Genomic DNA, 22673 nt, shown 5'->3' with positions numbered 1-22673 from the left:
AAAGACACCGAGACATGACGACAAGCACCCTTCTTCCATCCTCTGCGCTTCGCAGACGCTTCCTGGTGAGCGGCCTCGCCCTGGCCACCTCCTTGGGCGTGTCGGCGCAGGGCAACTGGCCCACCGGGCGCGTCATCACCTGGGTCGTTCCCTACCCTCCGGGCGGGAGCACCGACGTGCTGGGCCGCAGCGTCGCGCAGAAGGTCGGCAGCGCGCTCGGCACCAGCGTGATCGTCGACAACCGCGCGGGCGCGACCGGGACCATCGGCGCCGCATTCGTCGCCAAGGCCGCTCCGGATGGCTACACGCTCCTGGGCACGTCGATCGGTCCGCAAGCCATTGCGCCGCACCTGATGGGGAAGCTCCCCTACGACCCGCTCCAGAGCTTCGCGCCCGTGGTGACGATCGGCACGATCCCGCACATCCTGGTCGTCGGGGCCGACCAACCCTACAAGACGGTTGCCAACCTGGTTGCCGCCGCAAAGGCACAACCAGGCAAGCTGGCTTTCGCATCGGGTGGAACCGGAACGGTGCTGCAGATGCAGGGCGAGCTGCTCAAGCAGCAAACCGGCGTGCAACTCATCCATGTGCCCTACAAGGGCGACACGCCTGCACTGCAGGACACGCTGGGTGGGCAGGTGAACTTCATGTTCGCCCCCGCGGCCGCGGCGCTTCCCCACGTCCAGTCCGGCAAGCTGCGCGCGCTCGCAGTGACCTCGGCGGCCCGTCTCAAGGCGCTCCCGGATGTCCCCACGATGGGCGAAGCCGGCATGAAGAACTTCGTGGTCGAGCAGTGGCAGGCCGTCTTCGCCCCCGCCGGCACGCCCGCGCCCGTCGTCGAGCGACTGAACCGCGAGATCAATGCCGCGCTGAAGGACCCGTCCATCACCGCGCTCGCGGACAAGCTGGGCGTCACCCTGGTCGGCGGCACACCGCAACAACTGGGCGACCTGCAGAAAGCCGACTCCGCCAAATGGGCCGAGGTCATCCGCAAAGGAAACATCAAGGCCGAGTGAGGCGATCCGCTCGCCTGTTCCTGTTTGTCTTCTTCCCCTCCTCCTCCAACTCCCGAGAGATCCTTCACCATGAGTCAACTTCCCGAAATCGTTCGCGAGTTCGAACGCGTGTCCGCCGAAGTCGTCGCCAAGGCGGCAACATTCCAGGCCGCCATCCTTGCGGATGTCGCAGGCCGTCGCGGCACGATGAACGCCCGGGTCGCCCCGGTTCACCACAGCATGGCCGTCGCCGGCCCCGCTTTCACCGTCGAGGTCCGGCCGGGCGACAACCTGATGGTCCACGCCGCCATCGCGCTGGCCAAGCCGGGCGACGTCCTGGTGATCGACGGCAAGGGTGACCAGACCGCGGCCCTGATGGGGACGCTGATGCTCAGCGCCTGCAAGAAGCAGGGCCTGGCCGGCGTGATCGTCGACGGCGCCATCCGCGACAAGCTCGATCTGCTGGAGCTTGGCTTTCCGGTCTTCAGCGCAGGCTTCAATCCCGCCGGGCCGACGAAGTTCGTTCCGGGCCGCATCAATCACCCGATCTCCGCCGGCGGCACGATGGTGAACCCGGGCGACCTGATCGTCGGCGATGCCGATGGCGTGGTCGTGATCGAACGCGAGAAGGCGCCCGCCATGCTGGCCCTCGCCGACAAGAAGCTGGCGGACGAAGCTGCTCGCCAGGCGGCGATCAACCGCGGCGACACCGCGTCCAAGTGGTTGCCCGCCGCGCTGCGCGCCGCCGGCGTCCTCGAGGAAGGGGAATCGCTGTGAGCGCCATTCTCGTGACGGGCGCCGACCTCGCGCCGCAGGCTCTCGAATTGCTCGAGGGCTATGACCTGGTCTACGCAGGCAAGGCGCCGACCGAGGAGGACGTGGCGGTCCTCTGCAAGGCGCACAACCCGGTCGCCATCATCGTGCGCTACGGCAAGCTCACCGCCGCGATGATGGACGCGGCGCCCGCCTTGAAGGTCATTGCGAAGCACGGCACCGGCACCGACACGATCGACAAGGCGGCGGCCAAGGCGCGCGGCATCGAAGTGGTGGCGGCGGTCGGCGCCAATGCCGCGGCCGTGGCCGAGCAGTCTCTCGCGCTCATGCTGGCGTGCGCCAAGTCCGTGGTCGAGCTCAACGATCGCATGCATCAAGGCCACTGGGACAAGGCGAACCACAAGAGCCTCGAACTCGGCAGCCGGACCGTGGGCCTGGTCGGCCTCGGCGCCATCGGCCGGCGCTTTGCGAAGATGGCGGACGCCATGGGCATGCGCGTGATCGGCTTCGATCCCTACGCCAAGGACGTGCCGGGCTACGTCAAGGTCGTGGACCTCGACACCCTCTGGCGCGAATCGGATGTCGTGTCGCTGCACTGTCCGCTCACGGACGACAACCGCGGCATGCTGAACGCATCCGCGCTCGCGAAGTGCAAGCGTGGCGTGATCGTCATCAACACCGCGCGCGGCGGACTGGTCGACGAGCAAGCGCTGCTCGCGGCACTCCGGACGGGCCAGGTCGCGAGCGCCGGCCTGGACTCCTTCGCGGTCGAGCCCCTGGCTGCCGGCCATCCCTTCCAGAAGCAGGAACGCGTCGTGATGAGCCCGCACATCGGCGGCGTCACCGGTGATGCCTACGTGAACATGGGGGTCGGCGCTGCCCGGAACTTGCTCGCCGTGCTCGCACACGCATAGACAGGGGAACACCGAGCCGTAGCAGGAGACAAGAACATGCATCGCATCAAGCATTCCAAGGCCTTGTTCCAGACCGCGTTCCTGGGCGCAGCACTGGTGGGCGTGGCCACAATGGCGGCCCACGCCGAAGCGCCCAACTACCCTTCCAAACCCGTGCGAATCGTCGTCGGCTTCTCGGCCGGAGGGCCGACGGATGTGATCGCCCGGGCCTTCGCCGACTTCGCGGCGCGATCGCTCGGCAAGCCCTTCGTGATCGACAACAAGCCGGGCGCCAACACCATTCTTGCGGCCGAGGCGGTGGCCAGCGCGCCTGCCGATGGCTACACGCTGCTCGTCGGCGCGACCAACCACACGATGATTCCGGCGCTCTACAGCGCGCGGGTCAAGTTCGATGCCGTGCGCTCCTTCGCGCCGGTTTGCACGGTGGCGGTCAGCCCCACGGTGCTCGTCGTCGGTCCGTCGATGAAGACGCCGACCCTCGCGGCCTTTCTCCAGCAAGTGAAGGCCGAGCCCGGCAAGCGCACCTACGCAACGCCCGGCACCGGCAGCTCGGGCCACTTCGCCAGCGCCCAGTTCACCAGGCTGACCGGCACGAGCATGAACCACATCCCCTACAAGGGTGCCGCGCAGGTCGTGACGGACCTGATGGGTGGCCAGGTGGACAGCTCGTTCGCCACGCTGGGCTCGGTCCTGCCGCAAATCCAGGCGGGCAAGCTGACCGCCCTCGCCGTGGCGGCACCGCAGCGCTCGTCGCTGCTGCCCCAGGTGCCCACGTTCGAGGAGGCCGGCGTGAAGGGCTACCGGGCGGATGCCTGGTATGGGTTGCTCGCGCCAGCGGGCACGCCTGCCGCGGTGGTCGCCACGCTGCAAAGGACGGCACAGGCCTTCGCGCAAGACCCGGCCACCCGGGAGAAGCTGAAGGGCCTGGGCATGGAGTCGCAAAGCGTGTGCGGTTCCGCGTTCGGCGACCAGCTGCAGCGCGAAGTACAGGGCTACAAGCAGCTCGCGCGCGAACTCGACATCAAGGCCGAGTGACACCGGAACCCGCCTTTTCTGAAATCGGAACCCACGCCATGCCTTCGTTCAAGTTCTCGCTCGCCCGCCGTGCCGTGATTGCGGCTCTTTCGCTCACCGCCTTCGCCGTTCACGCCGCCTATCCCGAGCGGCCCATCACCATCGTCGTTCCCTATGCACCGGGCGGCGCTGCGGATGCGGTCGCGCGGATCGTTGCCGCGCGGCTGGGCGCCAAGCTCGGCGCCACCGTGATCGTCGACAACCGCGCAGGTGCGAGCGGCACCATTGGCGCTGCCTACGTCGCCAAGGCCGCGCCCGACGGCTACACCGTGCTGTACGACGCGACGCCCTACTCCATCAACCCGCACCTCTTTGCGCGCATGCCGTTTGCCGCCGATGCCCTGCAGCCGCTGTCGCTGGTGCTGCTGGCGCCCAATGCACTGATCGTCAAGGCCGACTCGCCGATCAAGACGGTCAACGACCTGGTCGCCAAGGCCAAGGCCCAGCCCGGCAAGGTGAACTTCGCCTCGGGAGGCAGCGGCACGGTGCAGCGGCTGGCGTCGGAGCTGTTGCGCCAGAAGCTGAACCTCGACATGGTTCATGTGCCCTACAAGAGCGACGGGCCGGCGATCGCCGATGTGATGGGCGGGCAGGTCGACTTCATGTTCGCAACGGTGGCGGCAAGCTACCCGCTGGTCGCTTCGGGCAAGCTTCGCGCGCTGGCGGTATCGTCGCCCAAGCGGTCGCCCCGGTTGCCCGAGGTACCGACCGTCGCCGAGACTGTCGTGCCCGGCTACGAGGCCTTCGAATGGAACGGCATGTTGCTGCCCGCCAAGACGCCGAAGGCGATCACCGACAAGCTGCAGCGCGCGGTGGTCGAAGTCCTGAAGGAGGACGAGGTGCAGAAGCGCTTGAGCGACCTGGGTGCCCAGCCCGTCGGCTCCACACCCGACGAATTCGCCGCCTTCCTCAAGAAGGAGGACGCGAAGTGGGCCGAGGTCGTGCGCAAGGGTGACATCAAGCTGGACTGACGCGCCATGACTTCGAGGCCCATGCTGTCGCAGCCGGTGCCGCACTCGGCCGGCATGGCCAGGCCTGCGCGCCGGCTTCCGCCGATGGCGTGCGACAGCCACATGCACATCTTCGATCCGCGGTTCAAGCCCTCGCCGCACTGGACGCGTGAGCCGCCCTCTGCACCGGTTGCCGCCTACCGAAGCCTGCAGCAACGCCTGGGAACGAGCCGGGCCGTCGTGGTGACGCCGTCGACCTACGGCACCGACAACGCGTGCACGCTCGATGCGCTCGCGCAACTGGGGCCTGATGCGCGAGGCGTCGCCGTGGTGGGCCAGGAGGTGTCCGAAGCCGAACTCGACCATCTGGCGTCGCATCGCGTCTGCGGGCTGCGCGTGAACTTCGTGACGCCGCAGTCATGGGGCGCCACGACGCCGGCCATGCTGAGCACGCTGGCATCGAAGGTGGCACGCCTCGGCTGGCACATCCAGGTCCTGATGCATCCGGAACAGCTGATCGAGCTTGCACCTGCGCTCGAGGCGCTTGCCGTGCCCGTGGTCATCGATCACCTGGGACTCATCGATCCGACCCGGGAGACCGCGGGCACGGCCTTCGCCGTTCTGATGCAGCTCATCGACGCCGGCAAAGCCTGGGTCAAGCTCTCCGGCGCGTACATGCGTTCGTCGACCGGCGGTCCTACCTATGCGGACGCGGTACCTTTGGGACAGGCGCTGGTGCGATCCGCGCCGCATCGCCTCGTGTGGGGAAGCGACTGGCCGCACACGACCGAAGCGCCCGGCACCGTGGACGACGCTGCGCTCGTCGACCTGCTTGGCACGTGGTGTTCCGGCGATCACCCGGTGATGGACCGCATCCTCGTCGACAACCCTGCAAGGCTCTATGGCTTTGCTTCCTGATCAGGTCACCACGCCATGTTTCTCATTCAACCACCCCATGTCCGAGAGCTGAACCTTTTCAGCGCGATGCCCGATCATTTCCGTCGCCCCGATCGCAGCGCATGGGCGGATGCCAATCGCGGCGGCGCGCCGACCGATTCGTTCCTCGAAGGGCCCGTCTTCGATGATGCCGGCAACCTCTACGTCACGGACATTCCCTGGGGCCGGATCTTTCGCATCGACACCCAAGGCGATTGGTCTCTGGTGGCCGAGTACGACGGCGAGCCCAACGGAATGAAGTTCCTCGACGCGACGACGCTGCTCGTCACCGACTACAAGAACGGCCTGATGCAGGTCGACGTGGGAAGTGGTCGCGTCACGCCTTTTCTTGCGCGCCGCAACAGCGAACGGTTCAAGGGCGTCAACGATCTGGTGTTCGACGCCGCGGGCAATCTCTACTTCACCGACCAGGGCCAGACCGGCCTGCACGATCCGACCGGGAGGCTGTACCGCCTCGGGCGGGACGGCCGGCTCGATCTGCTGCTCGGCAACATCCCGAGCCCCAACGGCGTCGCGCTGTCACCGGACGGCAAGGTGCTGTACCTCGCGGTGACACGCGGCAACTGCGTGTGGCGCGTGCCGCTGCTGCCCGATGGAAGCGTGTCGAAGGTCGGCCAGTTCTTTACTTCGTACGGCCCGAGCGGCCCCGACGGACTGGCGGTGGATGCGCAAGGCCGTCTGCTGATCGCCAATCCGGGCCTGGGCTATGTGTGGGTGCTCAACGGACGCGCCGAGCCGGTGCAGGTGCTCTGCGGTCCGTCGGGCGCATCGATCACCAACCTGGCCTTCGGCGGGCCGGAGCGTCGCACGCTGTTCGTCACCGATTCGACGCACGGACAGGTGCTGCGCGCCGAGATGGATGCGTCCGGCCTGCAATTGGCAAGACGCTGAGATCGCGACCCGCAACGACAGGCTGGCACTAAGGGTGCCATTTCGAGACGACCGGCGGGGTCGCTGCCGAGCGCTCGCCCGCCAAGGCATAGGACAGCTTGTTCGCCGCTTGCACCACGCTCCTGGCGTACTTCTCAAGCTTCGCCTTCGTGAGGCGCGAACTCGGCCCGGAAATGCACATCGATCCGAGCAGGTTCCAGTTGGTCCGGAACACCGGCGCCGCGACGCTTGCCACCTCGGCCTCGCGCTCTCCCGTGGAGATATGAAACCCGCGCGAACGGATGGATTCGTAGGGCTCCCCTTTGGCGCCGCTGAATGCGAGGATCACCCGGCCCGGGGCCCCCAGGTTCAGCGGCAGGCGCTCTCCGATCCGGACGTTGTGGCGCACCGACTGCGGCCCCTCCACCCGAGCGACGCAGGAGCGGATGTCCCCCTCGCGCACGTAGAAGGACGCGCTCTCACCGGTCAGCTTGACCAGATCGTGCAATGCCGGCTCGACGACGTTGTTGACATCGAAGCCCGCCTGGTAGCGCGCGCCCAGCCATCCCGCGGCGGGGCCGAGCCGCCACTGCCCATCGTCCGTCTGCACCATGTAGTTGGATTGGGCCAGCGTGCGCGCAAGCCGCAACACGGTCGTCTTGTGCATGCCGCCTCGGCGACTCAGCTCCGCGAGCGAGAGCGCCGACTCGCCCACCTGGAACGCTTCCATCAGGGAGAGTGCCCGGGTGACCGCGATCACCCCGCCGTCGCGCTCCGCGGGCGGCTCGTCCTTGCTGTCGTTGCGCATGTGCACCTCGGTCCGCTGTCTTCTGAATGGATTCAGGCCTTCGGGCCGATGGCCTTCCACGCCTGGTACCTGGCCTTGTTGGCTTCATTCGGCGGATAGAGACCCGGCAACTCCGCCCCTTGGCCGACCTGCTCCATGATCCACGCCTCGAGCCGCTCCTGCTCGACCGACTCGCTCACGATCTCGTCGAGCAGCGCCGCCGGGATCAGCACGGCCCCGTCCTGATCGACGACGATCACGTCATTCGGGAACACTGCGACGCCGCCGCAGTCGATGGACTCCTGCCATCCGACGAAGGTCAGGCCGGCAACCGAGGGTGGTGCAGCGGTGCCCTGGCACCAGACGGCAAGGCCCGTGCCCAGCACGCCTTCGATATCGCGCACGACACCGTCCGTCACCAGCGCGGCCACGCCCTTCTTCTTCATCCGGGCACACAGGATGTCTCCGAAGATGCCCGCGTCGGTGGTGCGCATGGCGCCCACCACGGCGATGCATCCCTCGGGCATGGCCTCGATGGCCGCCCGGGTCGAGATCGGTGATCCCCATGAAGCCGGGGTCGCGAGATCTTCGCGCGCAGGGACGAATCGCAGGGTGAACGCCCTTCCGACGATGCGAGGCTGACCCGGGGCGATGGGACGGGTGCCCCGGATCCACACATTGCGCAGTCCGTGCTTGAGCAACACGGTCGTCAGCGTGGCAGTCGAGACGTGGGTCAGTGCAGCCTGGATGGCCGGGGCTAGAGGCTGGGATTCGATGGTCATGATGTGAGCCGGTCGAGATAGGTGATGGATCTGTTGTCGTCCGTAATTGCAGGAGGTTTTGTAGGTCTCGCGCCAGTTTCGTATGCCGCACCACGGTTCACACGATGAAACCGCATTGTGCAGAACGCAACCGACTTCTAGAGTGTCCCCCATGCGCCGCGAAGGCGCTTCATCTGGAGACAAAACTCATGCAATCTTCCCGCCGCGCGGTCCTCGCGCTTGCCGCCGCATCCCTGTTTTCCTTCGCAGCGCAGGCGCAGACCTGGCCAGCCAAGCCCATTCGCCTGATCGTCCCTTTTCCCGCGGGAGGCGGAACCGACATCATTGCCCGGGAGCTGGCCAACAAGCTCACCACCTATGGCTACACCTTCGTCGTGGACAACAAGCCGGGCTCCGGCGGCAATCTCGGCGTCGATGCGGCCGCGAAGGCCGCGCCGGACGGCTACACCCTGGTTCTGGGCCAGACGAGCAACCTCGCCATCAACCCGACGCTCTATCCAAGGCTGCCCTACGATCCGCTCAAGGATTTCACCCCGGTGAGCCTGGTGGCGAGTTCGCCGCTGGTGATCGTGGCAGGCCAGGCCACGCCCTACAAGACGCTGGCCGATGTCATCAAGGTCGCAAAGGCGAAGCCCGATGCCATCAACTATGCCTCTTCCGGCAACGGCACCGTTGCCCACCTGGCGGCGGAATCCCTGCAGAAGGCAGCGGACGTCAAGTTCACCCACATCCCGTACAAAGGCGCGACCCAGGGCGCCACGGATGTGATCGGTGGTCAGGTCCAGCTCTACTTCTCCACGGTGACAACCCTGCTGCCTCACATCAGGAGCGGGAAGATGCGCCCGCTTGCCGTGACTTCACTGCAGCGCGTCCACGACCTGCCGCAGGTGCCCACCGTCGCGGAGTCGGGCTACAGGGGCTTCGAATCGATCTCGTGGTTTGCCGTGTCGGGCCCGGCGAACCTGCCCAAGGAAGTGGTGACCAAGCTCAACGCGGACATCAACAAGGCGCTGCGGGACCCCGAACTGAAGCAGAAACTCGCGAACCAGGGCGCAGAAGTGACCGGCGGAACGCCAGAGCAATTCGCCAAGCTCCTTCGCGAGGAAATCCCTCGCTGGGGCAAGCTGGTCAAGGATTCGGGCGCCAGGATCGATTGACCAGCCATCGAGCCAACGGGCCAGCGTGGCCATCCGCGCGACGGGGCGTAGCATGCCGCCTCGAAAAGGATTCATCGCACCATGGCCACATTCGAATGGATCATCATGCTGCTGCTCGGCGCGGCCTTGCTCGCCGCGCTGGCGCGCAAGCTGGGGGCGCCGTATCCGACCCTGCTCGCGCTCGGCGGTGCCGCGCTGGCTTTCGTGCCCGCCAGTCCGAACTGGACGCTCGATCCCGAACTCGCGTTGACGCTGTTCGTCGCGCCCGTGCTGCTGGACGCGGCCTACGACACCTCGCTGCGCGACCTGCGTTCGAACTGGCGTCCGATCGCCGGTCTCGTCATTGCCGCGGTCGGCACGACGGTGGTCTTGGTCGCATTCGCCGTGCGCTGGCTGATCCCCGAGATGCCGTGGCCGGTCGCGATCGCCCTGGGCGCGATCGTCGCGCCGCCCGATGCCGCTGCCGCCACCGCGGTCATGCGCCAGGTCAAGCTGCCGCACAAGCTGCTGAAGATCCTCGAAGGCGAAAGCCTGCTGAACGACGCCAGCGCGCTCCTGGTCTACCGGCTCGCGATCATGACCGTGCTGGCCGGCCACCTCGGATTCGGCAGCTTCGCGCCGGTCTTTCTCCTGACGGTCTTCGGCAGCCTCGCGGCGGGCGTGGGGTGTGCCTTCGCGCTGCGGCCGTTGACGACGGGCCTGCGCGAGGTGCCGATCGCGCTGATCGTGCAGTTCTCCCTCACCTTCGGCGTCTGGATCGCGGCCGAGGCCGTCGGCCTTTCGGGCATCCTGACGCTGGTGGCGTACGCCATGACGGTCGCGCGCCGTGGCGGCCCGCAGATGCCGGCGCACATGCGCGTGCCGATCTTCGCGGTGTGGGAGACGGTGGTCTTCGTGCTGAACGCCTTTGCCTTCGTCCTGATCGGCATGCAGTTGCGTCCGATCTGGCAGCGGCTCGACGCCGGCGGTTCGCGCACCGATGCGGTCGTCACCGCGGCGGTGGTCCTGGCGGTCACCATCGCGGCGCGCTTTGCCTGGGTGATGAGCTACAAGCTGCTGACGCACCGCCGCCAGGACAGTGCCGGCAACACCGGAGATGCGCGGCCGCGCCCAGTGGTCGGCAGCGCCGTCGTGCTCTCGTGGGCCGGGATGCGTGGCATCGTCACGCTGGCGGCGGCGTTCGCCATTCCCGAGACGCTCCCGAATGGATCACCCTTCCCCTATCGCGACCTGGTCCTGCTGTGTGCGTTTGCGGTGGTGCTGGGCACGCTGGTGCTGCAGGGCTTGACGATCGGTCCGCTGATCAGGGGCCTGGGCCTGACCGACGACGATCCGGTCGGCCGCGAGATCCGTCTTGGCCGCGCGCACGCCTACGGCGCGCTGCTCGATGCCATCAAGGACGACGACACGCCTTCCGCCAAGCTGCTGCGCAAGGAATATGGCGCCATCGTCGAGCTGAACACCAGCGAGGCGCACGAGATGCGGGTCGACGAAGTGCCCGGCGGCCCGCTCAGGCGCCGTGCGATCGCGGTCGCCCGGCAGCGTGCGTTCGAGATGCGGCGCGACGACGTGATCGGTGATGACGCCTTCCGCGTGCTGGTGCAGGAGCTCGATTGGGCCGAGCTGAGCGCGGGCGGCGGCAGGCGGGATTGAGCGCGCTCTTCACCGAGGTGGCGCCGATGACCGCTTCCGACAATTTCAGTGCCACCTGATGCGCATCCAATCTGATGCACAATTACATCAGATTGGGAGATTGACATGCGTACGACCGTGACCCTTGACGACGACCTCTATGCCAAAGCTCTGGAGATGGCAGACCCAGCGATGGACAAGGCGGATCTCTTTCGCGAGGCAGTCGAGACCTTCGTCCGAGTGGCAGCCGCCAAGCGGCTGGCTGCGTTGGGCGGTGCGGCACGCACAGTCACGCCCATTCCGCGACGCAAGCCCTCCTCCGGGAAGGTGCGCGCCAGATGAGTCATGTGCTCGTGGACACGTCCGTTTGGGTCGGCCACTTCCGTCGCCGGGACAGCGCGCTGGCGGACCTTCTGCAGGCGGATCGCGTTCTGACGCACCCGATGGTGGTGGCTGAATTGGCGTGTGGAACGCCGCCGGAGCCGCGCGCGCGGACCTTGAGCTACCTTGACCTGCTGCGGAAGACGCAACTGGCGACGTTCGACGAGGTCAGGGCCCTCATCGAGCGCGAGCAACTGTATGGCCTGGGTTGCGGCTTCGTTGACCTGACCTTGCTTGCGTGCACGCTGCTGACGCCGTCAACGCAGTTGTGGACGCTCGACAAGAGCCTCAGCGCCCTCGCGGCGCGCTTTTCGGTTCTGCATCAGCCCGTGCTCCACTGACTCCCGGATCGGGTGGCGCATCGTCGCCCTCACGTCCGCCCAAGGATCGAGGGCAACTCCGGCACCAGCGCCTCGGGTGCCCGCGCCAGCGCCTGCTCCAGCGTCGACAGCACCGCCTCGGCGATCGCCTTGTGGGTGCCGGCATCCGTGGCCATGGTGTTGTAGTAGTCCAGGTCCTTGCGCGCGTTGGCGACCGAGAAGCGCAGGCCGGACACATCCCTGCTCAGCAGGAAGGGCTTGAGCCGCTCGAGCGCGATGCCGCCGCCACCGCCCTTCGCGAGCACCTCGACGAAGGCCTCGGGCGCGACGCCGTTGCGCTCGGCGCAGGCCGCGGCTTCCGACAGCAGCGTGACCATGCCGAGCGAGACGTAGTTGTGCAGCAGCTTCATGCTGTGGCCCGCGCCCACCGGGCCCATGTGCGTGATGTTCTCGGCAAAGCACTTCAACAGCGGCCGGCACTCCTCCAGCAGCGCCGCATCGCCGCCGACCAGCAGGTTCAGCCGGCCCTCGGCGGCTTCCTTGGGCGTGCGCGTCATGGGGCTGTCCAGGAAGCGCCCGCCGGCCGCCTCGACCGCCTTTGCCACGCGCACGGTGGACGAAGGGATCGCGGTCGAGCAGTCGATCACCACCGCGCCGGGCCGCAGGCCTTCGAGGATGCCGCCGGCGCCCTGCAGCACCGCCTCCACCTGGGGCGAGCCGGTGAGCACGAGGATGATCGCGTCGGACTGCGCGGCCAGCGCCTTCAGGCTCGTGAAGGGGGTCGCGCCGGCCGCCTTGAGGCCGTCCAGCGGCTGGTTGCCCGGGTGCTCGAACACGCCGAGCCTGAAGTCCCGCCGGGCGATGTTGCTTGCGATGCCGTGGCCCATCATGCCGATGCCCACCATGCCGATGCTCTTCATTGGTTCACCTTTCAGGATCGTTGTCGTTTTGCAGCATGCGCCGCGATTCGGCGCGAATCGCTTTCGGCCGCGAAGCGCTTGAGGTATTGTCGATCGGCTTTGATATGGAGTCCCGAGATGAAACCATGGATGCTTCGCTGCGCGATCCTTCACGCGCTCCTGGCCTGCGCCGCGCTGGCCTCCGCCCCCGCGCGGGCCGATGACGACGAGCAGGTGCTCAACGTCTACAACTGGGGCGACTACATCGCCGACGACACGATCAGGAACTTCGAGAAGGAGACCGGCATCAAGGTCCGCTACGACCTGTTCGACAGCAACGAGGCGCTCCACGCCAAGCTGGTCGCCGGCATGTCGGGCTACGACGTGGTCGTCCCCGGCTCGCACTTCGCGAAAATGCAGATCCAGGCCGGACTGCTGCAGAAGCTGGACAAGTCGAAGATCCCCAATCTCGCGAACCTCGATCCGGCGATCCAGGCGCAGCTCGCGAAGGTGGACCCGGGCAACGACTACCTCGTCGACTGGCTCTGGGGCTACACCACCGTGGGCATCAATGTCGACAAGGCGAAGAAGGCGCTGGGCGGGCTGCCCATGCCGGACAACGCCTGGGACCTGGTCTTCAAGCCCGAGTACATGGCCAAGCTCAAGAGCTGCGGCGTCTCCTTCCTCGACACGCCCTCGGAGATCCTGCCCATCGCCCTCAAGTACCTCGGCAAGGATCCGCGCAGCAAGGACCCGGCGGACTACAAGGCCGCGGGCGAGATGCTCAAGGCGGTGAGGCCCTACGTGACGCGCTTCTCGGGGTCGGGCTCCGACTACATCGACCAGATGGCCAAGGGTCAGCTCTGCGCGGTAGTCGGCTGGTCGGGCGACATCATGATCGCCAAGGACAGGTCCAACAAGGCGCGCAACCCGCAGAACCTCCAGGTGCTGCTGCCGAAGATGGGCGGCCTGCTGTTCTTCGACACCATGGCGATCCCCAAGGATGCGAAGCACAAGGAGAACGCCTACAAGTGGATCAACTACATCCTGCGGCCCGAGGTCCATGCGTCGCTGACCAACAAGGTGTTCTACGCGAACCCGAACAAGGCGGCGATGAAGTACGTCGATCCGGCGCTGGCCAAGGACCAGGCTGTCTTCCCCGACGCGACGGCGCTTGCCGCGATGATCCCCCCCGACACGCCTGACCAGGCCACGCTCCGGCTCGTCACCCGGACCTTCACGAACTTCAAGGCCAATCGGTGACCGGGACCGCGATGAGCGCGCTCGCGGACGACAGCTTCCTCTGCATCGAATCGGTCACCAAGGACTTCGGTGACTTTCGCGCCGTGGACCAGGTCAGCCTGGACATCGCGCGCGGCGAGATCTTCGCGCTGCTCGGCTCGTCGGGCTGCGGCAAGTCCACCCTGCTGCGGATGCTCTCGGGCCTCGAGACGCTGTCCTCGGGGCGCGTCCTGCTCGACGGCGAGGATCTCGCGGGGCGGCCGCCCTACGAGCGCCCGATCAACATGATGTTCCAGTCCTATGCGCTCTTTCCGCACCTTTCGGTCTGGGACAACGTCGCGTTCGGCCTGCGGCGCGACCGGCGTCCGAAGGACGAGATCGCCTCGCGGGTCGAGGCGATGCTGCGGCTGGTGCAACTGGTTCCCTTCGCCAAGCGAAAGCCGCACCAGCTGTCGGGCGGCCAGCAGCAGCGCGTGGCCCTCGCGCGCAGCCTCGCCAAGCGACCGAAGCTGCTGCTGCTCGACGAGCCGCTCGGCGCGCTGGACCGCAAGCTGCGCGAAGCCACGCAGATCGAGCTCGTCAACATCATCCGGCAGGTCGGCGTGACCTGCGTGGTGGTCACCCACGACCAGGAAGAAGCCATGACGATGGCCTCGCGCATGGCCGTGATGAGCGAGGGGCGCTTCGTGCAGGTCGGCAGTCCGGCCGAGATCTATGAAATGCCGGCGACCCGCTTCGTGGCCGATTTCGTGGGCAACGTCAATCTCATGGAGGGCACGGTCGTGGCCATCGAACCCGGTGGCGTCCGGATCCGATGCGCCGACGTGCTGCATCAGGTCGGGCACAACATGGCCGGCCATCAGGGCCAGCCGGTCACGGTGGCCATCCGGCCGGAGAAGATCCGGCTCTCGCACGAGAAGCCCGCCGGCGACGCCAACCAGGTGCAGGGCGTGGTGATGGCGCACTCGTACTTCGGCGACTACACGATGTACCACCTGGGGCTCGCGAGCGGTGCCCGCCTGAAGGTCCATGTCGGCAGCGACTCGCTCGAAAGGGCGCCGGGCCAGGGCGATACGGTGTGGGCGCAATGGCTGCCGACCTCGCAGGTCGTGCTGACGGCATGAAGACGCCCTCCGCCTTCAAGGCCCGGCATGCCGTGATCGGCACGCCCTACGTGTGGCTGCTCGTCTTCTTCCTGCTGCCCTTCCTGATCGTCCTGCGCATCAGCTTCGCCGAGATGGAAGGCGCGAAGATCGCCGGGCTCCACCTCGGCAGCTACCTGACCCTGCTCAGCGACGAGATCTACCTGTCGACCTACGCGCACTCGCTGCTGTACGCCGGCATCACGACGCTGATCTGTCTCGCCATCGGCTATCCGTTCGCGTACTTCATGGCGCGGGCGTCGGCGGCGGCCCAGCCCCTGCTGCTGATGGGCGTGATGCTGCCCTTCTGGACCAGCTTCCTCCTTCGCGTCTATGCCTGGAAAGGCCTGCTGGACGCGGACACGGGCTGGGTCGGCCGCGTGCTCAGCCAGGTGCATGCCGACCAGTTGCTGCTGCCGCTCGGTTTCATCTCGGCGCCCGGGCAGTTCATGTACACGCCCTTCTCGCTCATCCTGGGGATGGTCTACACCTACCTGCCGTTCATGGTGCTGCCGCTGTACGGCACGCTCGCCAAGCTGGACCTGCGGCTGCTCGAAGCCGCGCAGGATCTCGGCGCGACCCCATGGCAGGCCTTCTGGCGGGTCACGGTGCCGATGTCGAAGGCCGGCATCCTCGCGGGGGCCATGCTCGTCTTCATCCCCTGCGTGGGCGAGTACGTGATCCCCGAGCTGCTCGGCGGTCCGGAAACGCTCATGATCGGCCGGGTGCTCTGGGACGAGTTCTTCTCCAACAACGACTGGCCCATGGCCTCCAGCATCGCGGTGACGATGGTGCTGCTGATCATCGTCCCGCTGGCGGTCTTCAACGACAGCCAGGCGAAGGCGGCGGCGGCCCGATGATCGCGACGCGCACTGCACGCTGGACCAGTCGCATCTGGCTGGCGCTCGGCTTCGCATTTCTCTATCTGCCGATCGTCTCGCTGATCGTCTTCAGCTTCACCGACTCGCCGGTGCCCAACGTGTGGGCGGGCTTCAGCCTGCGCTGGTACCGCAAGCTGCTGGCCGACGATGCGATCCGGGAGGGCCTGTTCCTTTCGCTGCGCGTCGCGGCGGGCACCGCGACCGGGTCCATCGTCCTGGGAACCCTGGCCGCTTTCGCGCTCCAGCGCTTCCCGCGCTTCAGGGGCCGCGTGCTTTTCTCGGCCATGGTCAGCGCCCCGCTCGTGATGCCCGAGGTGATCGTCGGCCTCTCGCTGCTCCTGATGCTGGTGCTCGTCCAGCGCTGGCTCGGCGTGCCCGAGCGCGGGCTCGTCACGATCTGGCTGGGCCACCTGCTCGTGGGTATCGCCTATGCCACGGTGGTGATCGGCGCCCGCCTGCGCGACCTGAACCCGCAGTACGAGGAAGCCGCAGAGGACCTGGGCGCCCGGCCGCTCGAGGTCTTCTTCCTCGTCACCTTGCCCATGATCGCGCAGTCGCTGGCGGCGGCCTGGCTGCTGACCTTCACGCTGTCGCTGGACGACGTGGTGATGTCCGCCTTCCTGTCCGGCCCGGGCTCGACCACGCTGCCGCTGGTGATCTTCTCGCGCGCCCGCCTGGGCCTGGACCCGACGGTCAATGCGCTGGCCACCGTGGTCGTCGCGGTCGTCGGCGCGTTCGTCCTGGTGACGAGCTACTGGATCGCGTCGCGGGAACGCCGGCGCTTCAGGGAGCAGGCGCGCTGAAGGCACCGCTGCCTACAGGGGCATGCGCCGTTCGATGACGGCTTTCGCCCTGTGCCGGTCTAGGCTCAGCAGCATGCAGACCGCATGGAGATCAGCATGGCCGCGAATGCACGTGTGAAGGGCAACGTCGAATACCGGGCCGGCGATGGTCCCCTGATCGCGATCCCGGAGGGACCGCTGGAGGTTCAGCTGAACGCCGACAGCGCGGTGCTGAGCTGGGGCGAAGGGCACAGCGCCCAGATCGCCGCGATTCCGCTCGACGAGTACGAACGCTACGTCCAGCAGGGGCTGATCGAGCTGGAGACGGCCTGAACGATCCGGCTCAGGGCTCGAGCCCGCCGCCGAGCGCCACGTACAGCGCGACGCCGTTCTGCAGCGCCGTCGCGCGAAGCTGGATCAGCTGCTGCTCGGCGGAAAAGAGATTGCGCCGCGCATCGACCACTTCAAGGTAGATCGAGATGCCGTTCTCGTAGCGCAGCTGCGCGACTTCGGCGAGCCGCCGCTGCGACAGGACCGCAGCTTCCTGGGCGACGATCTGCTCCTGGTAGCGCTGCCGGCCGATCAGCGCCTCGGAGACCTCGCTGAAGGCGGTCTGCACCGTGCGCTGGTAGACGGCGACCAGTTCGTCGCGCCGCGCCTCGGCTGCGCCGAGCTGCGCCTGGCGCAGCCCCGCATCGAAGATCGGCAGGCTCACGAGGCCGGCCACCGACCACGCCTGGCTGCCGCTCTTGAACAGGTCGCCGAGTTCCGGCGAGGCATAGCCGAAGTTGCCCGTGAGCGCGATGCGCGGGAAGTAGGCGGCCCGCGCCGCGCCGATGTCGGCGTTGGATGCGCGCAGTTGCTGCTCGGCCTGCAGGATGTCCGGCCGGCTCGCGAGCAGGTCCGACGGCAGGCCGGCATCGAGGTCCGCGAACTGGCCCGGGTCCTCGATCGCGCGCGCGGCGGGAAGCGGCCCCTGCACCGGGCCGCCGACCAGCACCGTCAACTGCGCGCGCCGCTGCTCGGTCGTTCGCTGGAGCTCGGCGAGCTGCGTCTCGGCCTGCGTCACGAGGATCGCCGCCTGATCGTAGTCGACCGACGAGGTGACGCCTGCGTCGAGGCGCAGCTTGGCGATCTCCAGCGCGTACTGCCGCGCCGCGACGGTATGCGCGGCAAGCTCGACGCCCTCCTCGCCCGCGCGGATCGCGTAGTAGGCGGCCGCCACGCTGCCGATCAGCGAGAGCCTGAAGGCACGATCGCCCTCCACCGTCGCCAGGTAGCGCCGGCGCGCGGCTTCGCTGAGGTTGGCGACCCGGCCCCAGAAGTCGAGCTCGTAGGACGCCATCGCCGCCTGCACGTTGTACTGGTTGAAGATGAAGGTCGCATTGTTCGGCGGCAGTTCGGGCTCCAGCTGACTGAGCGGCGCCTGCGTGCGCGATGCGCCCGCGAAGGCGTTCACCTGCGGCAGCCGCGCCGAATCCTGGATGCGGTATTGCGCGCGCGCCTGCTCGATGCGCGCGACCGATGCGGCAAGGTCGCGGTTGTCGGCAAGCGCGGCCCTGATCAGGAACTTGAGCTGCGGATCGCCGAAGAAATGCTCCCAGCCGATCTCGGTGGCGCGCTGGCCGCCCGGCGCACCGGCCGTGTCGAAACGTTCGGCGACCGGCAGCGCCGGCTGCTGGTAGGTCGGTGCGTGGTTGCACGCGGCGAGTGCGCAGCAGGCCGCGGCAAGCTGGAGGGCTCGGCGCTCACGACGCATTGCCCTGCCCTTCCTCCTTGGGCTCAGCCGCCTCGCGAAGCGCGCGTTCGTCCTCTTCCTGGCTGTGGGTCTTCTTGCGGCTCAGCCACCTTCGCGCGGCGACGTAGAAGAGCGGCGTGAAGAAGATGCCGAAGAAGGTCGCCGCGAGCATGCTGCCCATCACCCCGGTGCCGACCGCCTGCCGGCTCGCCGCGCCCGCGCCGGTCGCGAGCACCAGCGGCATCATGCCGAGCACGAAGGTCACGCTGGTCATCAGGATCGGCCGCAGCCGCTGCTGCGCGCCGTTCTTCGCCGCGGTGACGGGGTCCTTGCCCTCGGTCTCTTCCTTGATCGCGAATTCGACGATCAGGATCGCGTTCTTCGCCGCCAGGCCGATGATGGTGATGAGGCCGATGTTGAAATACACGTCGGCCGAAAGCCCGCGCGCCATCGTCAGCAGCACCGCGCCCGCGATGCCGAACGGAAGGATCAGCAGCACCGCGACCGGGATCGCCCAGCTTTCGTAGAGCGCCGCGAGCAGCAGGAAGACGACGACCAGCGACAGCGCGAGCAAGAGCGGGATCTGGCCACCGGCCTGCTTTTCCTCGAACGCGGTGCCGGTCCATTCGAAGGTCAGGCTGCCGGTCAGCACGTGCCGGGCGATGCGTTCCATTTCCACCAGCGCCGCGCCGCTCGACTGGCCCGCCGCGGCCTGCCCCGACACGGTCGCCGAGGGAAAGCCGTTGTAGCGCTCGAGCTGCTGCGGCCCCGAGATCCAGCGTACGCGGGTGAAGGCCGAGAAAGGCACCAGCTCGCCCTGGGGGTTGCTGAGGCGCAGCGCGCCGATGTCCTCGGGCCGCATGCGCTGCGCCGCATCGGCCTGGATGAAGACGCGCAGCACATTGCCGTCCAGCACGAAGTCGTTCACGTAGTTGGCGCCGAAGTTCAGCGACAGCGCCTGGTTGACCTGCCCGATCTGCAGCCCCAGCGCGCGCGCCTTGACGCGGTCGATCTCGACGTAGAGCTGCGGCGCGGGCGGAAGCCCTTCGCCGCGCACGCCCGCGAGCACCGGGCTCTGCGCGGCCTCGGCCATCATGCGCTGGGTCGCCTGCTGCAGCACCGCGCCGCCGACGCCGCTGCGGTCCTGGATCTTCATCGTGAAGCCGGTCGCGTTGCCGAGCGAAGGGATGGCCGGCGGGTCGAGCGCGAAGATCAGCGCCTCGGGGATCTGCATGAACGCCGCGTTGGCGCGCCGCACCAGCGCGCTCGCGCTGTTTTCCTCGCCGCGCCGTTCACCCCAGGGCTTCAGGTCGACGAAGGAGAGCGCGGCCGACTGGCCCTGGCCGAAGAAGCTGAAGCCAGTGACCGATGCGATGTTGCGCACCTGCGGCTGCTGCCGCAGAAAGGCTTCGACCTGGTTCACCGCGTGCTGCGTGCGCGCGGTGGTCGAGCCCGGCGCGCCGGTGTAGGAGACGAAGATGAAACCCTGGTCCTCGGTCGGCAGGAAGCCGCCGGGCAGGCGCATGAAGAGAAACGCGGTGACCCCGCACGCGGCGACGAAGGCCAGCAGCCAGCGGCCCGGCCTGCCGAGCATCGAATCCACGCCGCCGATGTATTTCGTGGTGCCGGCTTCGAGCCCGCGGTTGAAGCCGCCGAAGACGCGGTTCAGCAGGCGCGCGAACACCCCGGGTGGACCGCCAGCCGCTTCGCGCGCGAGCGTGGCGTCGTCCTTGAGCAGCGCCGCGCACAGGGCGGCGCCGAGCGTCAGCGCGAGCACGGTCGACAGAAAGATCGACACCGAGAGCGTGACCGAGAACTGCCGGTAGATGCCGCCGGTCGATCCCGGAAAGAAGGCCATCGGCACGAACACGGCGACCAGCACCAGCGTGCTCGCGATCACCGCGCCGGAGATCTGGCCGATGGCCTTGACGGTGGCCTGCCGGGCGTTGAGGCCCTCCTCGCGCATCACGCGCTCGACGTTCTCGACCACCACGATCGCGTCGTCGTTGAGGATGCCGATCGCCACCACCATGCCGAAGAGCGACAGCAGGTTGATCGACAGGCCGAAGAGCTGCAGCCCCAGGCAGGTGCCGACCAGCGCGATCGGCACCACCAGCGTGGGGATCAGCGTCGCGCGCCAGCTCTGCAGGAAGAGGAACACCACCACCGTGACCAGCAGCAGCGCCTCGACCATGGTCTGCACCACGCTCTGGACCGAGGTGGTGATGAAGGGCGTGGTGTCGAAGGGCACGCTCCAGCGCATGCCCGGCGGAAAGATGGGCTCCAGCTCCTTCATGCGGCTTTGCACCTGCCGCGCGACCGCCAGCGCGTTGGCGCCGCTGGCGAGCTGCACCGCGAGGCCGGCCGACTCCTGGCCGTTCACGGTGAGGCGGAAGCCGTAGCTGTCGTTGCCCAGCTCCACGCGCGCCACGTCGCCGAGCCGCACGGTGGAGCCGTCGGGGTTGGCGCGCACGATGATCTCGCGGAACTGCTCGGGCGTGGAGAAGCGGCTCTGCGTCACGATCTGCGCGTTGAATTCCGAGCCGGGCGCGATCGGCTGGTCGCCCAGGCCGCCGCTGGCGGTCTGGCTGTTCTGCTCCTGCACCGCGGCGAGCACCTCGGAGGCCGAGAGGCCGAAGCCGTTGAGGCGGTCGCGATCGAGCCAGATGCGCATCGCGTAGGACGAGCCGAAGAGCTGCACGTCGCCCACGCCGCCGATGCGGCGCAGCTCGTTGACGATGTTGTTCGAGGCGAAGTTGCCCATCGTCGTGGCGCCGAGGGCGCCGCCCTGGGAATGCAGCGCGATCAGCATCAGGAAGCCCGACGACGACTTGGTCACCGTGATGCCGAGCTGCCGCACCTGCTGCGGCAGGCGGGGCTCGACGCGGCCCAGCCGGTCCTGCACCTGCGAGCGCGCGACGTCGAGGTCGGTGCCGGGCCTGAGCGTGACCGTGATCTGCGCCGAGCCGTTCGCGCGGCTCGTCGACGACATGTAGAGGAAATGATCGATCCCGTTCATCTCGTCCTCGATGATCGAGGTGACCGAACGGTCGAGCGTCTGCGCGTCGGCGCCCGGGTAGACGGCCGAGACGGTGAGCGAGGGCGGCGCGACGTCCGGGTATTGCTCCACCGGCAGCAGCGCCACCGCGATCAGGCCGAAGAGCGCCATGAAGAGCGCTATCACCCAGGCGAAGACCGGGCGATAGACGAAGAAGCGATCCATGGGGGCGTGCGCTCAGCGCGTGGCGGCAGGGGCCGGTTGCGGATTCACCTTCTGGCCGGGCCGGACCTTGTGCCATCCGTCGACGATCACCCGGTCGCCCGGCTGGAGCCCGTCCTGGACGACCCATTCGCCCTCCTCCTGCGTACCCACCTTCACCTCGCGCCGCTGCACGGTGCCGTCGGGGCCGACGAGCGCGACACTGGCCGCGTTGGCATCGAGCTGCACGGCGCGCTCGGGCACCCGGATGCCGGTCTTCTGCACCCCGGCAGTGATGCGCCCGCGCACGAACTGCCCCGGCAGCAGCGTGCGCGAGGCGTTGGGGAACTGCGCGCGCAGGGTCTGCGTGCCGGTGGAAGGATCGACCGCGAGATCGGTGAAGTCGAGGTAGCCGGGCTCGGGGAATTCCTGCCCGTTGGCGAGGATGAGCCGCACCTCGACATGCGCCATGTCCGGCACCTTGACCCTGCCGGCGCGCACCTGCTCGCCGAAATCGAGGATCGCGGTGTTGGACTGCGTGAAGATCGCGCTGATCGGCGAAAGCTGGTTGATCTGCGTCATCAGCGTGGCCGCGCTGGCGCTGACCAGCGCGCCTTCGGTGACCTGCGCGCGGCCCGCGCGCCCGGCGATCGGCGCGCGCACGGTGCTGCGCTCGAAGCGCAGTTGCGCGCGCGTGACCTCGGCGCCCGCATCGGAGACGTTGGCCTCGGCCTGCCGCAGCGTCGTCTGAGCGGCTTCGAATTCCTGCGCGCTGACGGCCTGCCGCGCCACCAGCGGCCTGAAGCGCGTCACGATCGAGGCGGCGTTGGACCGCGCGGCTTCGGCGCGGGCGAGCGCCGCCTGCGCCTGCTGCAGCAGCGCGCGGTAGTCGCGCGGATCGATGAGGAAGAGCGGCGCGCCGGCCGCGACGTCGGTGCCTTCCTGGTAGAGCCTTTTTTCGACGATGCCGTCGACGCGCGCCCGCACTTCGGCGGTGCGCACGGCTTCGATGCGGCCCGGAAGCTCGACCACGTTGGAGACCGGCGCGCTCTGCACCGTGGTGACCAGCACCGCCATCGACCGCGCCGCCGCCGCAGGCGCCCCCTGGTCGTTGCCGCAGGCGGCGACGAAGAGCGGGAGCATCAGGAGGGCACCGAGACGTGGGGCTCGTCGATGGATCAAGCGATCTCCTTCCAT

The 22673-nt window shown here is 67.9% G+C and carries 22 protein-coding genes; 16 read left to right on the top strand and 6 right to left on the bottom strand.

The genetic code is table 11. The features are described from left to right. Positions 1-14 precede the first annotated feature (14 nt). The 7 genes from VAR608DRAFT_RS10760 to VAR608DRAFT_RS10730 all read left to right on the top strand — a co-directional run bounded on the left by VAR608DRAFT_RS10760 (position 15) and on the right by VAR608DRAFT_RS10730 (position 6555). On the top strand, positions 15-1016 hold the full coding sequence (locus VAR608DRAFT_RS10760) for a Bug family tripartite tricarboxylate transporter substrate binding protein (RefSeq protein WP_088954064.1): 1002 nt from the start codon (positions 15-17) through the stop codon (positions 1014-1016). A gap of 69 nt (positions 1017-1085) precedes the next feature. Further along, positions 1086-1772: an RraA family protein gene (locus tag VAR608DRAFT_RS10755; protein ID WP_088954063.1), complete on the top strand. Its 687-nt coding sequence runs from the start codon at positions 1086-1088 to the stop codon at positions 1770-1772. Beyond that, entirely contained in the window at positions 1769-2683 is a 915-nt protein-coding gene (locus VAR608DRAFT_RS10750; RefSeq protein ID WP_088954062.1) for a hydroxyacid dehydrogenase, read from the top strand. Before VAR608DRAFT_RS10755 ends, VAR608DRAFT_RS10750 begins: the two co-directional genes overlap by 4 nt. Positions 2684-2719: 36 nt before the next feature. Continuing rightward, complete coding sequence (locus VAR608DRAFT_RS10745) at positions 2720-3718, top strand: Bug family tripartite tricarboxylate transporter substrate binding protein (protein ID WP_088954061.1); 999 nt, start codon at positions 2720-2722, stop codon at positions 3716-3718. Between the two features lie 38 nt (positions 3719-3756). Continuing rightward, entirely contained in the window at positions 3757-4728 is a 972-nt protein-coding gene (locus VAR608DRAFT_RS10740; RefSeq protein WP_088954060.1) for a Bug family tripartite tricarboxylate transporter substrate binding protein, read from the top strand. A 6-nt stretch (positions 4729-4734) separates the two neighbouring features. Then, positions 4735-5625 (top strand): amidohydrolase family protein, encoded by an 891-nt coding sequence (locus tag VAR608DRAFT_RS10735; protein ID WP_088954059.1) that lies wholly within the window; start codon positions 4735-4737, stop codon positions 5623-5625. A gap of 15 nt (positions 5626-5640) precedes the next feature. Further along, on the top strand, positions 5641-6555 hold the full coding sequence (locus tag VAR608DRAFT_RS10730) for an SMP-30/gluconolactonase/LRE family protein (protein ID WP_088954058.1): 915 nt from the start codon (positions 5641-5643) through the stop codon (positions 6553-6555). A gap of 28 nt (positions 6556-6583) precedes the next feature. Here VAR608DRAFT_RS10730 and VAR608DRAFT_RS10725 read toward each other — a convergent pair whose 3' ends face one another. Beyond that, complete coding sequence (locus VAR608DRAFT_RS10725) at positions 6584-7342, bottom strand: IclR family transcriptional regulator (protein ID WP_088958723.1); 759 nt, start codon at positions 7340-7342, stop codon at positions 6584-6586. A 32-nt stretch (positions 7343-7374) separates the two neighbouring features. Then, complete coding sequence (locus VAR608DRAFT_RS10720; protein WP_088954057.1) at positions 7375-8103, bottom strand: ribonuclease activity regulator RraA; 729 nt, start codon at positions 8101-8103, stop codon at positions 7375-7377. Positions 8104-8291: 188 nt separating this feature from the next. On the opposite strand from VAR608DRAFT_RS10720, the gene VAR608DRAFT_RS10715 reads away from it, so the two are divergent. The 4 genes from VAR608DRAFT_RS10715 (at position 8292) to VAR608DRAFT_RS10700 (ending at position 11614) form a co-directional block, all read left to right on the top strand. After that, entirely contained in the window at positions 8292-9260 is a 969-nt protein-coding gene (locus VAR608DRAFT_RS10715) for a Bug family tripartite tricarboxylate transporter substrate binding protein (protein ID WP_088954056.1), read from the top strand. A gap of 81 nt (positions 9261-9341) precedes the next feature. Further along, positions 9342-10913 carry a cation:proton antiporter gene (locus VAR608DRAFT_RS10710; protein ID WP_088954055.1) on the top strand — a complete coding sequence of 524 codons (1572 nt, stop codon included), beginning with the start codon at positions 9342-9344 and terminating at the stop codon, positions 10911-10913. A 105-nt stretch (positions 10914-11018) separates the two neighbouring features. Further along, positions 11019-11234, top strand: a complete 216-nt coding sequence (locus VAR608DRAFT_RS10705) for a type II toxin-antitoxin system VapB family antitoxin (protein ID WP_088954054.1) — start codon at positions 11019-11021, stop codon at positions 11232-11234. Continuing rightward, complete coding sequence (locus VAR608DRAFT_RS10700; RefSeq protein ID WP_088954053.1) at positions 11231-11614, top strand: type II toxin-antitoxin system VapC family toxin; 384 nt, start codon at positions 11231-11233, stop codon at positions 11612-11614. Before VAR608DRAFT_RS10705 ends, VAR608DRAFT_RS10700 begins: the two co-directional genes overlap by 4 nt. Before the next feature lie 29 nt (positions 11615-11643). Here the strand turns inward: VAR608DRAFT_RS10700 and VAR608DRAFT_RS10695 are convergent, their stop codons facing one another. Further along, positions 11644-12513 (bottom strand): NAD(P)-dependent oxidoreductase, encoded by an 870-nt coding sequence (locus VAR608DRAFT_RS10695; RefSeq protein WP_088954052.1) that lies wholly within the window; start codon positions 12511-12513, stop codon positions 11644-11646. Between the two features lie 117 nt (positions 12514-12630). Between VAR608DRAFT_RS10695 and VAR608DRAFT_RS10690 the strand changes: the two genes are divergently transcribed. The 5 genes from VAR608DRAFT_RS10690 (at position 12631) to VAR608DRAFT_RS10670 (ending at position 16872) form a co-directional block, all read left to right on the top strand. Further along, the gene (locus tag VAR608DRAFT_RS10690; RefSeq protein WP_088954051.1) at positions 12631-13755 is read left to right on the top strand and encodes a polyamine ABC transporter substrate-binding protein; all 1125 of its coding nucleotides are present in this window, start codon (positions 12631-12633) and stop codon (positions 13753-13755) included. A gap of 11 nt (positions 13756-13766) precedes the next feature. After that, entirely contained in the window at positions 13767-14858 is a 1092-nt protein-coding gene (locus tag VAR608DRAFT_RS10685) for an ABC transporter ATP-binding protein (protein WP_088954050.1), read from the top strand. Further along, complete coding sequence (locus tag VAR608DRAFT_RS10680) at positions 14822-15736, top strand: ABC transporter permease subunit (RefSeq protein WP_088958722.1); 915 nt, start codon at positions 14822-14824, stop codon at positions 15734-15736. Before VAR608DRAFT_RS10685 ends, VAR608DRAFT_RS10680 begins: the two co-directional genes overlap by 37 nt. Next, on the top strand, positions 15733-16560 hold the full coding sequence (locus VAR608DRAFT_RS10675; RefSeq protein ID WP_088954049.1) for an ABC transporter permease: 828 nt from the start codon (positions 15733-15735) through the stop codon (positions 16558-16560). Before VAR608DRAFT_RS10680 ends, VAR608DRAFT_RS10675 begins: the two co-directional genes overlap by 4 nt. Before the next feature lie 96 nt (positions 16561-16656). Further along, positions 16657-16872 (top strand): hypothetical protein, encoded by a 216-nt coding sequence (locus VAR608DRAFT_RS10670; RefSeq protein ID WP_088958721.1) that lies wholly within the window; start codon positions 16657-16659, stop codon positions 16870-16872. Positions 16873-16882: 10 nt separating this feature from the next. On the opposite strand, the gene VAR608DRAFT_RS10665 is transcribed toward VAR608DRAFT_RS10670, so the two are convergent. Genes VAR608DRAFT_RS10665 through VAR608DRAFT_RS10655 form a run of 3 tightly spaced genes read right to left on the bottom strand, consistent with a single transcriptional unit; the run spans position 16883 to position 22658 of the window. Next, positions 16883-18298: an efflux transporter outer membrane subunit gene (locus tag VAR608DRAFT_RS10665; RefSeq protein ID WP_088954048.1), complete on the bottom strand. Its 1416-nt coding sequence runs from the start codon at positions 18296-18298 to the stop codon at positions 16883-16885. Next, on the bottom strand, positions 18288-21500 hold the full coding sequence (locus VAR608DRAFT_RS10660; protein ID WP_088954047.1) for a multidrug efflux RND transporter permease subunit: 3213 nt from the start codon (positions 21498-21500) through the stop codon (positions 18288-18290). Before VAR608DRAFT_RS10660 ends, VAR608DRAFT_RS10665 begins: the two co-directional genes overlap by 11 nt. Positions 21501-21512: 12 nt before the next feature. Continuing rightward, positions 21513-22658, bottom strand: a complete 1146-nt coding sequence (locus tag VAR608DRAFT_RS10655) for an efflux RND transporter periplasmic adaptor subunit (protein ID WP_231973426.1) — start codon at positions 22656-22658, stop codon at positions 21513-21515. Between the last annotated feature and the right edge of the window lie 15 nt (positions 22659-22673).

Source organism: Variovorax sp. HW608 (assembly GCF_900090195.1).
Lineage (GTDB): Bacteria > Pseudomonadota > Gammaproteobacteria > Burkholderiales > Burkholderiaceae_C > Variovorax.
The sequence above is the reverse complement of the archived record's forward strand: the minus strand, read 5'-3'. Positions and strand labels throughout refer to the sequence as shown.

Coding starts and splice junctions, on each gene's coding strand:
- VAR608DRAFT_RS10760 (WP_088954064.1), top strand. CDS start 15: ATGACGACAAGCACCCTTCTTCCATCCTCTGCGCTTCGCAGACGCTTC.
- VAR608DRAFT_RS10755 (WP_088954063.1), top strand. CDS start 1,086: ATGAGTCAACTTCCCGAAATCGTTCGCGAGTTCGAACGCGTGTCCGCC.
- VAR608DRAFT_RS10745 (WP_088954061.1), top strand. CDS start 2,720: ATGCATCGCATCAAGCATTCCAAGGCCTTGTTCCAGACCGCGTTCCTG.
- VAR608DRAFT_RS10740 (WP_088954060.1), top strand. CDS start 3,757: ATGCCTTCGTTCAAGTTCTCGCTCGCCCGCCGTGCCGTGATTGCGGCT.
- VAR608DRAFT_RS10735 (WP_088954059.1), top strand. CDS start 4,735: ATGACTTCGAGGCCCATGCTGTCGCAGCCGGTGCCGCACTCGGCCGGC.
- VAR608DRAFT_RS10730 (WP_088954058.1), top strand. CDS start 5,641: ATGTTTCTCATTCAACCACCCCATGTCCGAGAGCTGAACCTTTTCAGC.
- VAR608DRAFT_RS10725 (WP_088958723.1), bottom strand. CDS start 7,342: ATGCGCAACGACAGCAAGGACGAGCCGCCCGCGGAGCGCGACGGCGGG.
- VAR608DRAFT_RS10720 (WP_088954057.1), bottom strand. CDS start 8,103: ATGACCATCGAATCCCAGCCTCTAGCCCCGGCCATCCAGGCTGCACTG.
- VAR608DRAFT_RS10715 (WP_088954056.1), top strand. CDS start 8,292: ATGCAATCTTCCCGCCGCGCGGTCCTCGCGCTTGCCGCCGCATCCCTG.
- VAR608DRAFT_RS10710 (WP_088954055.1), top strand. CDS start 9,342: ATGGCCACATTCGAATGGATCATCATGCTGCTGCTCGGCGCGGCCTTG.
- VAR608DRAFT_RS10705 (WP_088954054.1), top strand. CDS start 11,019: ATGCGTACGACCGTGACCCTTGACGACGACCTCTATGCCAAAGCTCTG.
- VAR608DRAFT_RS10700 (WP_088954053.1), top strand. CDS start 11,231: ATGAGTCATGTGCTCGTGGACACGTCCGTTTGGGTCGGCCACTTCCGT.
- VAR608DRAFT_RS10695 (WP_088954052.1), bottom strand. CDS start 12,513: ATGAAGAGCATCGGCATGGTGGGCATCGGCATGATGGGCCACGGCATC.
- VAR608DRAFT_RS10690 (WP_088954051.1), top strand. CDS start 12,631: ATGAAACCATGGATGCTTCGCTGCGCGATCCTTCACGCGCTCCTGGCC.
- VAR608DRAFT_RS10685 (WP_088954050.1), top strand. CDS start 13,767: ATGAGCGCGCTCGCGGACGACAGCTTCCTCTGCATCGAATCGGTCACC.
- VAR608DRAFT_RS10680 (WP_088958722.1), top strand. CDS start 14,822: ATGGCTGCCGACCTCGCAGGTCGTGCTGACGGCATGAAGACGCCCTCC.
- VAR608DRAFT_RS10675 (WP_088954049.1), top strand. CDS start 15,733: ATGATCGCGACGCGCACTGCACGCTGGACCAGTCGCATCTGGCTGGCG.
- VAR608DRAFT_RS10670 (WP_088958721.1), top strand. CDS start 16,657: ATGGCCGCGAATGCACGTGTGAAGGGCAACGTCGAATACCGGGCCGGC.
- VAR608DRAFT_RS10665 (WP_088954048.1), bottom strand. CDS start 18,298: ATGCGTCGTGAGCGCCGAGCCCTCCAGCTTGCCGCGGCCTGCTGCGCA.
- VAR608DRAFT_RS10660 (WP_088954047.1), bottom strand. CDS start 21,500: ATGGATCGCTTCTTCGTCTATCGCCCGGTCTTCGCCTGGGTGATAGCG.